Origin of the sequence: Pigmentiphaga litoralis (assembly GCF_048632615.1) — a bacterium.
Taxonomy (GTDB): domain Bacteria; phylum Pseudomonadota; class Gammaproteobacteria; order Burkholderiales; family Burkholderiaceae_B; genus Pigmentiphaga; species Pigmentiphaga litoralis_B.
On sequence record NZ_CP184479.1, the window covers coordinates 85795 to 98137 of the forward strand.

The following is a 12343-nucleotide window of genomic DNA, read 5'->3' on the forward strand; positions in this document are numbered from 1 at the left end:
GCCGCAGTTCAGATGAGGAAGCCATCATGCAAGAACGTCCGTTCGGCGGCACTGGCCGCCAGGTCCCGATCATCGGTCAGGGAACATGGAACCTGGAATTCGCGCCACGTCTCCAGGCCGTTGCGGCCTTGCAGCGCGGCCTGGATCTGGGTCTGCGCCACATCGACACCGCCGAGATGTACGGGGACGGCGACGCGGAATCGCTGGTGGGCGAAGCGATCGCAGGCCGCCGCGATGAGGTTTTTCTGGTGTCCAAGGTCCTGCCGTCCAACGCGTCGACACGCGGCGTGCGCAGTGCCTGCGAGCGTTCACTGAAGCGCCTGCGCACCGACCGCCTGGACTGCTACCTGTTGCATTGGCGCGGATCCTATCCGCTGGAAGAGACCTTCGCCGCCTTCGAAGACTTGCAGCGCGAGGGCAAAATCCTGAGCTTCGGTGTGAGCAACTTCGATGTGGATGACCTGGAAGAAGCCATCGATGTACTGGGCCCGGGCCGCGTAGCGTGCAATCAGGTGCTCTATCACCTGAAAGAGCGCGCGATCGAACACGCCGTCATCCCGTGGTGTGAAGCGAACCAGATTGCAGTTGTCGCCTACAGCCCCTTCGGACAGGATGCCTTTCCGGCGCCGGACAGCGCCGGCGGCCGGGTGCTGGCGGCCATTGCCGACGCGCATGGCGCTACGGCAAGGCAGGTTGCCCTGGCTTTCCTGACCCGAAGCAACGACGTGTTCGCCATCCCGAAGGCATCCAGTGCCGATCACACGCAAGCCAACGCGGGCGCCGGCGACATCCTCCTGACCGACGACGAGATCGTCCAGATCGACAAGGCCTTTCCGCGCGGCGCCAAACCGCGTGGGTTGCCCATGCTGTAGGTCCCAAATCGTTTGAAGCCCGTTTGTGCCGGGCCGGGCGGGCAGACGCCAACCCGCCCGGCGCGCAATCACACCACGCGGCCCGCCGCCCGCGCTTCGTGCCAGCGCAGCCCCCCAGCATCACCAGCACCACGGCCACCAGCGGGAACATCATCAGGTTGATGGCGTCCCACCCGGCCGCGCCCAGCATGCGGCCCGAGCTGAACGACGACAGGGCCACCGTGCCGAACACCAGGAAGTCGTTCAGGGCCTGCACCTTGGCACGCTCGTCCGGCCGATAGCAATCCGTGACGATGGACGTCGCGCCGATGAAGCCGAAGTTCCAGCCCACGCCCAGCAGCACCAGACCGCCCCAGAAGTTGAAGAGGTCGAGCCCGCCCAGGGACATCAAGGCCGCCGCGGCGATCAGCACCAGGCCCAGCGCCGTCATGGCGTACTTGCCGATAGCCGAGATGAGCCGACCGGTGAACAGGCTGGGCGCGAACATGGCCAGCACATGCCACTGGATGCCCAGCGCGGCTTCCCCCACGGTATGCCCGCAACCAACCATGGCAATCGGCGCAGCCGTCATCACGAAGCTCATCAACCCGAACGTCACGACCCCGGCCGTGACTGCCACGATGAATTTGGGCGTCAGTGCGATCTCCGACAAAGGCCGGCCCGACCCGCTTGCCGTCACCGCCGCAGGCGCTGGAATGCGCAGCATCGCCAGCAGTGGAACCGCCAGCAACGCCAGCGCCGCCTGGCCAAAGAAGCTTCCGGCGAACGGCGCGGCGGGCAAGGCATCGCGGGTCCAGATCACCACCTGCGGTCCGATCACCGCGGCGATCAACCCCCGACCATCACCCGCGAGATGGCTCGCGGCCGCCATGCGGGCGCCGCCATGTCCGCCGCCGCAAACCGGTAGCTCTGTACGCAGGCGCCATAGAAACCCGCCATGGTCGTGCCCACGCAGAACATCACGAAGTCGCCGCGCGCGATGCCCCAGGCCGCGATCAGTCCCGAGACGAGGCCCAGCATCGCGCCCAGCAGATAGGCCGTGCGCCGCCCCGCGCGCCGCATGATCAACGCCGCCGGGATGGTCGATAGCGCGACGCCGAGGTTGTACAGGCTGACCGGCAAGGTAGACAGCGCCGGATTGGTGGACAGCATCTGGCCGACCAGGCCACCGAGCGAAATGATGATGGGCGCGGACGCGCCGCCAAGTGATTGCGCGGCGACCAGCAGGTGCAGATTGCGCCGTTCAGCGGGCTCGGGCGCGGCGTCGGCGGCGTTCGTTATGGGAGATACGGTCGACATCGTCAAGGCTTCCGCTTGGCGCCCGCCGTGCTGAACACGTGGGCAAGGTAACACTGCAGCATGGTCCGCAGTTCATTCAGCAAGCCGGGCAAGCCGGCGGTTTCTTCGTCGATCAGCGGTCCGACACTGCGCATCTGGCTGAGCAGGGTCGCCGCCACCCGCGCGCCCTGAGCGGGCGGCACCTTGCCGGCCAGGGCCAGAATGCCGACCAGACTGCTGCGCATGTCCGCCCGCAGGCGGCTGCGCCGGCCATCGGCGTCACCGCGCGCGTCCATCAGGGCGATCGCGGCGGCGCGGTCGGACCGCAGGGTGCTCATCAGGTCGACCAGTCTGTCGGCCAGTCGGGCCGCGTCCAGCGTGGGGGCATCGGCCGTGATGGCCTCCAGCGACGCGTGGATACGTTCACCGTAGCGGGTCAGCAACACGTCCGCCAACACCTCTTTGGTCGGGAAAAAGCGATAAAGCGATCCGATCGCGGTATTCGATCGCGCAGCAACTTCCGTCATCGTCGCCGCGTCGTAGCCCTTCTCCGCGAACACCGCCGCGCCCGCGTCCAGGATTGCAGCCACGCGCTGCATCCCGCGTTCGCGTTTGGGTTCCCGCGCGCTGGCGACGGCGATTGACTTTTGCGAGGCCATCCTCAACAATCCTGATTTGCGAGTCTATCCTCGCATTCTCGCACAGCCGTGTGCCGCGATGTCCCCCATCCCTCCTCACGTTTCCCCCACCCCCGCCCTGTCGTCCGGGGGCCCCGACCAGGAAAGCCGCCCATGCCGCGCAAGCGCTGGGCGGCGTTGTTGCTGCTGTCCGTCGTCTTTGCGACCTTGCTGGAACTGGCCGGCCTGTCGGCGGCGCTGCTGCTCGGACCAATGATCGCCGCGATCATCGTGGCCTATGTAGGCGGCACGCTCAACGTACCCAAGCGCCCCTTCCTGCTTGCGCAAGGCCTGATCGGCTGCATGATCGCGCACAGCATCCCGGCGTCGCTGCTCGGTGAAGTGCTCAAGGACTGGCCGGTCTTTGTCCTGGCCGTCGGGTCGGTGATCGTGGCAAGTGTGATTATCGGATGGCTCATGACACGCTGGCAGGTGCTGCCCGGCACCACGTCCATCTGGGGCGCCTTCCCGGGCGCTGCCTCCGCCATGACGTTGATGGCCGAGGCCTATGGCGCGGACTTCCGCCTGGTGGCGTTCATGCAGTACGTGCGGGTGGTGCTGGTCGCCATCGTGGCGTCCACCTTGACCCGCTTCTGGGTGAGCGACGCAAGCGTCGCGGCCACCGCGCCGGTCGCGCACATTCTGTGGTTTCCGCCCCTGAACCCGATGGACTTCGCCAAGACGCTGGCGCTGGCGGCGGGCGGCGCGTGGCTGGCGCTGCGCTTGCGTATTCCCGCCGGGCCGTTGCTGGTACCGATGGTGGTAGGCATCGTGCTGCAGAACGTCTTCGGCATGACACTGGTGCTGCCGCCCTGGCTGCTGGCGTTGGCCTACGGCCTGGTCGGCTGGAGCATCGGCCTGCGCTTTACCCGCCCCATCCTCAGTTACGCCATGAAGACGTTGCCGCAGGTGCTCATCGCGGTCGTCACGCTGATTACCTTGTGCGGCGGCTTCGCGGTCATGCTGGTGGTGTTTGCCGGCGTCGATCCCCTTACGGCCTATCTGGCTACGAGTCCAGGCGGCGCTGATTCGGTCGCCATCATCGCTGCCTCCAGCAACGTCGACATGCCATTCGTCATGGCCATGCAGACCGGCCGTTTCGTGGTCGTGCTGCTCATTGGCCCGGGCCTTGCCCGGTATATTGCACGCCGATCGGGCATCAAGGACATTCCCGGCCGCTGAGCAAAGCGCGCTGCAGCGCGCTTTTCGCACCGTCATTCGCGCCAGCCATAGAGGGTATGGCGGGCGATGCGTAGACACTGCCGGGCGCCCGGCCTACCTTAGCCTCCAGTACGACAGCACGATGACAGTCGCATCGTCATCCGTCGGATATTTCGGAGAATGAGCATGAGCCAGGCGTCCCTACGCAACCTCGTCGACGGCGAAACCGGCACCGTCAGCCGCGAGGTCTACGTCAACGACACCATTTTTACGCAGGAAATGGAGCAGATTTTCAGTCGCGCCTGGCTGTTTGTCGGCCACGAAAGCATGGTGCCGAATCCCGACGATTACTTCGTCAGCCGCATGGGCACCGACTCTGTGATCCTGACCCGCGATCGCCAGGGCGAGATCCAGGTGCTGCTCAACAGCTGCCTGCATCGCGGCATGAAACTGTGCCGCTATGACCACGGCAACAATCGCACGTTTACCTGTCCCTACCATGGCTGGAGCTATTCCACCGACGGCCGCCTGGTCGAAAAGGCCGGTGAACTGGTCGGCGTGCCGGGCTACAAGACCCACTATTTTTCCGAACTCGACAAGCAGGCCTGGGGACTGAAAAGCGTCGCCAAGCTGGTGAATTACAAGGGCACCATCTGGGCAACCTGGGATGCGGACGCGCCCGCGTTCGAATACTACCTGGGCGACATGAAGCTGTATCTGGACTTCGCACTGGACCATCGCGATGGCCGCGAAGGCGGATCGGAAATGATCGGCGGCGTGCAGAAGTGGCGTATCCCGTGCAACTGGAAGACGGCCGCTGAAAACTTCAACGCCGACCTCTACCACGACATCAGCCATCGGTCGGTCGACATCGTCGGCATCGGCCCCGGCGGCAAAGGACGCCGCGATCCCACGCCCAACCGCGTGTCCATCTCGTTCAAGAACCTGGGTCATGGACTGGTCGGGCGCGCGCCCTATACCGAAGAAAATCCGTATGCGCCGCTGTATGGCAAGTACCCGGAAGTCGAGGCCTACTACCGTCAGGTGTACGAAGACCGCGAGAAGCGCCTGGGCGGAAAGATGCGCGTCCTGCACAGCGTGGGCACCATCTTCCCGAACATGGCGATCCATGGGCGGCAGCCGCGCACGATCGCTGTCTTTCACCCGATCAGCGCGACCGAAACCGAAATGTGGCGCATCTATCTGGTGGACAAGGACGCCCCGGCAGCGGTCAAGGAAGCGGCGCGCGCCTACTACCTGCGCTACTCAGGACCCGGCGGCATGACCGAGTCGGACGACATGGAGAACTGGTGCTACGCCACCGAATCCAGCACCGGCACCATCGCCCGCACCCTGGCCTACAACTATCAGATGGGCATGGGCCACGAGCAACCGGTGCCCGGGCTCAAGGGCGCCGTCACCACCGGCGAATTCACCGAAGAGACCAATCGCAATTACTACGTGCGCTGGGCCGCTTTCATGGCGGGCACCTCGTGGACCGACCTGATGGCCGGCGCAAACGACTGAGGACGAGACATGACACAGACCTATCTGGACATCGAACCGGCCTCGGTGCAGCAGGAGATCGAGCAATTCTTCTATCGCGAAGCCGACCTGCTGGATGAACGCCGCTATGACGAATGGCTCACCCTGCTTGCCGACGACATCCGCTACTGGATGCCGGTGGTGCGCAACGTGCGGCGCGATGCCCGCGAGCAGGAATACACCCGCGAAGGACTGGACGTCGCGTGGTTCGACGAAGGTATCGAGACGCTGCGCCAGCGGGTTGCGCAGATCAATACCGGTATCCATTGGGCCGAAGAACCGGCCTCCCGCACGTCGCACCTCATTACCAACGTGCGCCTGCTGGACGCACCCGACGGGCAGACACTGGCGGCCGATGAAGTGCGCAGCAAGTGCCGCTTCATCGTCTATCAGAACCGGCTGGAAGGCGAAGTGGCGTGGTTCGTTGGCAAGCGCGTCGATACGTTGCGCCGCACCGAACAGGGTCTGCAAGTTCGTCGACGCGAAATCTATCTGGATCAGACCGTGCTGCTCGGCAAGGCGTTGACCGTGTTCTTCTAGCGTTGGCGGCAGCGTTCCCAGCCCTGCCGACGAGCTGCCCGCGAGCTCTGTCATAACCCGATCCTGCGCCGTGTGGCGCGGGCGGCGACGGCTCGCGTTCGCGGATCGGTTTTGGCCACGGTCGTTGCCCAGCAAGTCCCTGTCGTCGTGATGACGCAGCCGGCCTCTTTCAAATCCTGCGGTTTAGCTATGGAGAGTTCATGAACCCATTGCCCGTCATCGTCATCGGAGCCGGCCATGCCGGTGTCGAATGCGCGTTTGCGCTGCGGCAGGCAGGCGTGCCCCAGGACATCGTTCTGATTGGCGACGAACCGCACTTGCCTTACGAGCGGCCGCCGCTGTCCAAGGCGATGCTGTCGGACATGCTCGATATTGAGCGCGTTCAACTCAAGCCCTTGGCGGCATTCGAGAAGGCACGCATCACCCTGCGCCGCGGAGAACGTGTCACGCGGCTCGATACAGCAACCCGCACCGTCCATATGGCAGGCGGAGATGACCTGCGCTACAGCGAATGCATTCTTGCGACCGGTGGCCGCGCCCGCCTGCTGCCCGGCATGGACGCGGCGCAGGTGCATGCGATCCGCACACTGGACGACGCCTTGCGGCTCAAGCCCGAACTGGTGCGCGGCCGGCGCCTGGCCGTGATCGGCGCCGGGTACCTGGGGCTGGAGGTCGCATCCACGGCGGCCACACTAGGTCTGCACGTGACGGTGATCGAAAGCGGCCGGCTCATGGGCGGCAAGGTGTCGCCGTACACCGAAACACGGTTTGCCGCCCTGCATCGGGAGGCGGGCGTCGCCGTGTTGACGGGGGTGTCGGTTGACGCCTGGGATGGCGGACCTGGCCGCTGGCGCGTGACCGTGACGAAGGAAGGCTTGCAGTCCGATGCCGCGCGGTCAAATGCCGCTCGGTCCGATGCCGCTTTGCTCGATGCTGCGCACTCCAAAGCCGCGCAGGTGAAAGCCGACCTCCTGCTGGTGTCGATCGGCGCACTGCCCAACACCGAGCTTGCCGAGGCGGCCGGCATCGCCTGTCACGACGGCATTGAAGTGGACGCGCTGTGCCAGACCTCGGCGCCCGGCGTTTATGCGATTGGCGACTGCGCCAACGCCCATAGCCAGCACGGGCAGCGCCGCTGCCGCATCGAGAGCGTGCAGAACGCCCTGTTCCAGGCGCGCACCGTTGCCGCGCAACTGGCCGGCAAACCCGCCGCCGCGCTGCGCCCGCCCACCTTCTGGTCCGAGCAATGCGGCAAGCGGCTGCAGATGGCCGGTCTCGTCTTGCTCGACGCGCCCGTTGACGATCGTGTCACGCCCACTGAACGCGGGTGGGTCGTCGAACGCTACCAGCACGGCCAGTTGCGCGCCGTGGAAGCGGTCGACAGCCCCGTCGACTTCGTCCAGAAAACCCGAATGATTGCCGCGCCGCTATCCGCCGAAACGTGCGCGAGCCCCCTTTGACCACGGAGCCCCAGCATGCCTAGTGCAACTTTCGAACAACCCGATGGCGATCGCTTGACGGTCGACATTCCCGAAGGATGGACGCTGATGGAAGGCGCGCGGCGGGACGAGATCGCAGGCATCGACGCCGAATGCGGCGGCGGCGCGATCTGCGGCACGTGCCATGTGCAGGTCGATGGCGCATGGCTGGCGCGGCTCAAGCCCGCCGATGCCTCGGAAAGCGCCTTGCTGGGCATCGTGCCCGAGCGCACGGACGGCAGCCGGCTGGCGTGCCAGATCGTCATGGACGACAGCCTGGACGGCATCGTGGTGCGCGTCCCGGCGGAACAGCTTGGCCTGTAGGCCATCGGCCTGCAGGACGTCCGGGATTGGGACAAGGCCGGTCAGACACATACGTAAATACGATTATCGGGAGAAGGTCGTGAGCGTGGCTTGGAACGAAAGGAAAGACGCGGCATGCCCGCGCGGCGTGGGGATTGCAACCGACGTCTATGCGTCGCATGCGCAGGGCACGGAACTGTTCGATGAAAACGGCAAGCGATATATCGATTTCGCGGGCGGTATTGGCGTGTTGAACGTGGGCCACCGCCACCCGCGTGTCGAAGCGGCGGTCGTGGACCAGGCCCGCCGCTTCATGCATAGCTGCTACCAGGTGCTTCCCTACAAGGAATACATCACCCTGGCCGAGCGTTTGAACGCCCTGGTGCCCGGCGACTTTCCCAAAAAAACGGTGTTCTTCACGACCGGGGTCGAAGCGGTCGAAAATGCGATAAAGATCGCCCGCGCCGCCACCGGCCGGCCCGCGATCATCAGCTTCAACGGCGCCTTTCATGGCCGCACGATGATGGGACTGGCGCTGACCGGCAAGGTCGCGCCGTACAAGATCGGATTTGGCGCACTGCCCGGCGATGTGTATCGCGCGCCCTTCCCCACTGCCGGCACCGATGCGGCCGTGGCGGACACCCTGGCCGCGATCCATGACCTGTTCCGTTACGACGTCGAAGCGTCGCGCGTTGCGGCCATCATCATCGAACCGGTCCAGGGCGAAGGCGGCTTCTATCCCGCGCCTGTCAGCCTGATGCGCCAATTGCGCGCGCTATGCGATGCGCACGGCATCCTGCTCATTGCCGACGAGATCCAGTGCGGCGTCGGCCGCACGGGCACGATGTTCGCCATGGAGCACTTTGGCGTTGCGGCCGACATCACGACGGTCGCCAAGAGCCTGGCCGGGGGCATGCCCCTGTCCGGCGTCGTCGGACGCGCGTCGGTCATGGACGCCCCGGCGCCGGGTGGCCTGGGCAGCACCTACGCCGGGGCGCCCCTGGCGATCGCGGCGGCGCACGCGGTATTGGATGTCTTCGAAAAAGAAGCGCTGCTCGACCACGGCAACCTGCTGGCTCGCACGATGCGCCAGCGCCTGGCGCGTGCCCAGGAACGCCACCCCGAAATCACGGACGTCCGCGGCCTGGGACCCATGATCGCCATGGAATTCAGCGACGAACACGGCAAGCCGTCGGCGGCCCTGGCCCAGGCGCTGCGCATGGAAGCACTGGATGCGGGCCTGATCCTGCTGACCTGCGGCAGCTACGGCAACGCCATTCGCTTCCTGTTCCCGCTCAATACCCCGGTCGGCCTCTTCAATGAAGCGCTCGACATCCTGGACACCGCGCTGGCCCATGTGCTGCGCCGGGAGCACACCGCATGACGACCCATTCCGCGGCATCGGATCATCCGCACGCTGGCGCACAGAGCGCGGCACAGACCGGGGCACACGCCGGCTTGGCCGAGCGCGCACCCGCCGGCATACAAACCGGTTCCCACTGGATGCTGCGCAGCGCCGCCGCCTCTGGCCTGACCGTGTGTTTCGCCAACCCCGGCACGACCGAACTGCCCTTTGTCGCCGGCATGGATGCCGTGCCCGAAGTCCGGCCGATCCTGACGATGTTCGAAGGCGTCTGTTCCGGGGCCGCCGACGGCTATTACCGCATCAGCGGCAAGCCGGCCATGACGCTGACCCACCTGGGCCCCGGATTCGCCAACGCGATTGCCAACCTGCACAACGCCCGCCGCGCCGGATCGGCGATCTACAACGTGATCGGCGAACACATGTCGTGGCACATCGAGGCCGATCCACCGCTGAACAGCGACATCGAATCGCTTGCGCAACCCGTTTCCGCCGGCGTCTATCGCGCCGACTCGGTGGCGTCGCTGGCGTCCGTGACACGTCAGTCGCTCGACAATGTCGTCGCCCCGGGCGGCGGCATCCACAGCCTGATCCTGCCCATGGATCTGCAAGCCGCGCCCATGGACGCACCGCTGCACGCCGCCACCGCCACGCCCATCGACACGCCCATGGACAGCGCGGCAATCGACCGGGTCGCGGCCGGCATTGCCGCGGGCAAACGGACGCTGTTGCTGCTCGGCGCCGATGCCTTGCATGAAGCGGCATTGATCGAAGCGCTGCGCTTCCGGTCGCTGAACCACGTGGAAGTCGTGGGCGAGACCTTCCCCGCGCGCAGTGAGCACGGCGGCGGGCTGCCGGCCATCCGGCGCTTCAACCCGTCGGCCGAACAGGCGCATCCGTATTTACTGGGCTTCGACTGCGTGGCATTGATCGGCGCCAAACGGCCCGTCGCCTTCTTTGGGGCGCCCGGCTATCCCAGTTTTCTTGGCGACCCGGCTCGCACCGTACCGCTGTGCGGCGGCAGCCAAGGCGCGCGTGGCGTGTTGCGTGCCCTGGCCGAGACGCTGCGTCTGCCGGCGCAGGCCGTCCAGGCTCCCCCGCCTGCCCAGGATCACGATCGCGACAACACGCTGACCGCCGAATCGGCCGCGCGAGTCGTTGCAGCCCATCTGCCGGCCAACGCCATCGTGTCGGCCGAAGGCCAGACCCTGGCCTTCCCGTTCAACGCCATCGCAGCCGAAGCGCAGCGGCATTCGACCATCGTGCTCACGGGCGGCGCCATCGGCCAGGGCATCCCGGCAGCCTTCGGCGCCGCCATCGCCGCCCCCGACCGCAAAGTCATCGGCCTGCAGTCCGACGGCAGCGCGCTTTACACGATCCAGACCCTGTGGTCGATGGCACGCGAAGGCGTGGACGCGACGATCCTGATCGCGTCGAACCGTCGCTACAACATCCTCATCAACGAGATGCGCCGCAACGGCTACGACCTGGTCAGCCCCGCCGTGACCGACCTGCTCCATCTGTCCCGTCCGGACGTCGACTGGGTGCACCTGGCGCGCGGGTTTGGCGTCAAGGCCGACCGGGTCGGGACGGTGGCCGAACTGCGCGCGTCCTTCCGGCGCGCCATGGCCGAGCCCGGACCGAAGCTGATCGAGGTCGTCCTTCCTTAATTGCCATTTGCGGAGTCGCCATGCATGCCAACTACATTGCCGGACACTGGGTCGAGGGTGACGGCATTACCCGCAACATCAACCCGTCGGACACGTCCGACCTGGTCGGGGTCTACACGCAAGCCACCCTGTCGCAGGTGGACGACGCCATCGCCGCCGCCGAGGCCGCCGCGCTGGCTTGGGCCAGCACCACCGCCCTGCAGCGCGCCGACATGCTCGATGCCATCGGCACGGAATTGATTGCCCGCAAGGAAGAACTGGGCCGGCTGCTGGCACGCGAAGAAGGCAAGACCTTGGCCGAGGCGACGGGCGAAGCCTGGCGCGCGGGCACGATCTTCCGCTTTTTCGCCGCCGAGGCGGTCCGCTTGCGGGGCGACCGCCTGCCCCAGCTGCGCCCCGGCGTGGACGTCGACATTACCCGCGAGCCGGTCGGTGTGGTCGGCCTGATCACACCCTGGAATTTTCCGCTGGCCATCCCGGCCTGGAAGATCGCGCCCGCGCTCGCCTTCGGCAACACCGTCGTTCTGAAGCCCGCCGACCTGGTGCCCGGCTGCGCGTGGGCGCTGGCCGACATCATCAGCCGTCATGGCGTGCCGCCCGGGGTCTTCAACCTGACCATGGGCCGCGGCACGGTGGTGGGCCAGGCCATTCTCGATGACCCCCGGGTGGCGGCCATCAGTTTTACCGGGTCGGCCGCCACGGGCAAGCGGATCGCCGAGGCCGCCATGCGCCGTCTTGCCAAAGTGCAGATGGAAATGGGAGGCAAGAATCCGCTGGTCATTCTGGACGATGCCGACATGGATCGTGCCGTGGACTGCGCCGTGCAGGGGTCCTTCTTTTCGACCGGCCAGCGCTGCACGGCATCGAGCCGCCTGATCGTGCAACGCGGCATCCATGATCGTTTCGTGGCCGCCATGAAGACGCGCATGGCCGCTTTGCGCACCGACAACGCCTTGCTGCCAGGCACCGACATCGGCCCGGTGGTCGACGCGCGCCAGCTGCAGCAGAACGAAGACTACCTGCGCATCGGCCGCGACGAAGGCGCGACCCTGGTCTTCGGCGGTGAGCGCGTGCGCCGCGACACTGACGGTTTCTACTTCTCGCCCGCCCTGCTCACTGACTGCGACAACGGCATGCGCGTATGCCGGGAAGAAATCTTCGGACCCGTTGCCGCGGTCATTCCGGTGGACAGTTACGAAGAAGCCCTGGCCGTGGCCAACGACACCGAATATGGCTTGTCCGCCGGCATTTGCACCGGCTCGCTCAAGCACGCCACGCACTTCAAGCGTCATGCGCAGGTCGGCCTAGTCACGGTCAATTGCCCCACGGCCGGCGCGGATCACCATGCCGCGTTTGGCGGACGCAAGGGGTCCAGCTATGGGGCCCGCGAGCAAGGCACGTACGCCGCCGAGTTCTACACCACCGTCAAGACGGCCTACACGGCGCCCTGATCCGC

At 66.2% G+C, this 12343-nt stretch carries 10 protein-coding genes and 1 pseudogene; 9 read left to right on the forward strand and 2 right to left on the reverse strand.

The window, feature by feature from the left end:
- Positions 1-26 precede the first annotated feature (26 nt).
- Positions 27-872 carry an aldo/keto reductase gene (locus ACNANG_RS00440; protein ID WP_420225519.1) on the forward strand — a complete coding sequence of 282 codons (846 nt, stop codon included), beginning with the start codon at positions 27-29 and terminating at the stop codon, positions 870-872.
- A 91-nt stretch (positions 873-963) separates the two neighbouring features.
- On the opposite strand, the pseudogene ACNANG_RS00445 reads toward ACNANG_RS00440, so the two are convergent.
- Both ACNANG_RS00445 and ACNANG_RS00450 read right to left on the reverse strand, forming a co-directional pair.
- A pseudogene (locus ACNANG_RS00445) lies at positions 964-2171 on the reverse strand (MFS transporter); the annotation flags it as partial.
- Between the two features lie 2 nt (positions 2172-2173).
- Positions 2174-2809 (reverse strand): TetR/AcrR family transcriptional regulator, encoded by a 636-nt coding sequence (locus ACNANG_RS00450; RefSeq protein ID WP_420225520.1) that lies wholly within the window; start codon positions 2807-2809, stop codon positions 2174-2176.
- Positions 2810-2941: 132 nt separating this feature from the next.
- Between ACNANG_RS00450 and ACNANG_RS00455 the strand changes: the two genes are divergently transcribed.
- The 8 genes from ACNANG_RS00455 to ACNANG_RS00490 all read left to right on the forward strand — a co-directional run bounded on the left by ACNANG_RS00455 (position 2942) and on the right by ACNANG_RS00490 (position 12338).
- Positions 2942-4009, forward strand: coding sequence for an AbrB family transcriptional regulator (locus ACNANG_RS00455; protein ID WP_420225521.1), 1068 nt, complete (start codon positions 2942-2944; stop codon positions 4007-4009).
- A 165-nt stretch (positions 4010-4174) separates the two neighbouring features.
- Complete coding sequence (locus ACNANG_RS00460; RefSeq protein ID WP_420225522.1) at positions 4175-5515, forward strand: aromatic ring-hydroxylating oxygenase subunit alpha; 1341 nt, start codon at positions 4175-4177, stop codon at positions 5513-5515.
- Between the two features lie 9 nt (positions 5516-5524).
- A complete protein-coding gene (locus tag ACNANG_RS00465; protein ID WP_420225523.1) occupies positions 5525-6073 on the forward strand; it encodes a 3-phenylpropionate/cinnamic acid dioxygenase subunit beta in 549 nt (182 codons plus the stop codon).
- 200 nt (positions 6074-6273) lie between these two features.
- On the forward strand, positions 6274-7533 hold the full coding sequence (locus tag ACNANG_RS00470) for an NAD(P)/FAD-dependent oxidoreductase (RefSeq protein ID WP_420225524.1): 1260 nt from the start codon (positions 6274-6276) through the stop codon (positions 7531-7533).
- A gap of 15 nt (positions 7534-7548) precedes the next feature.
- The gene (locus tag ACNANG_RS00475; RefSeq protein WP_420225525.1) at positions 7549-7875 is read left to right on the forward strand and encodes a 2Fe-2S iron-sulfur cluster-binding protein; all 327 of its coding nucleotides are present in this window, start codon (positions 7549-7551) and stop codon (positions 7873-7875) included.
- Positions 7876-7954: 79 nt separating this feature from the next.
- The gene (gene gabT, locus ACNANG_RS00480) at positions 7955-9238 is read left to right on the forward strand and encodes a 4-aminobutyrate--2-oxoglutarate transaminase (RefSeq protein WP_420225526.1); all 1284 of its coding nucleotides are present in this window, start codon (positions 7955-7957) and stop codon (positions 9236-9238) included.
- Complete coding sequence (locus ACNANG_RS00485; protein ID WP_420225527.1) at positions 9235-10887, forward strand: acetolactate synthase large subunit; 1653 nt, start codon at positions 9235-9237, stop codon at positions 10885-10887. The genes gabT and ACNANG_RS00485 overlap by 4 nt, the downstream gene beginning before the upstream one ends.
- 20 nt (positions 10888-10907) lie before the next feature.
- Positions 10908-12338 carry an aldehyde dehydrogenase family protein gene (locus tag ACNANG_RS00490; RefSeq protein WP_420225528.1) on the forward strand — a complete coding sequence of 477 codons (1431 nt, stop codon included), beginning with the start codon at positions 10908-10910 and terminating at the stop codon, positions 12336-12338.
- Positions 12339-12343: the final 5 nt, after the last annotated feature.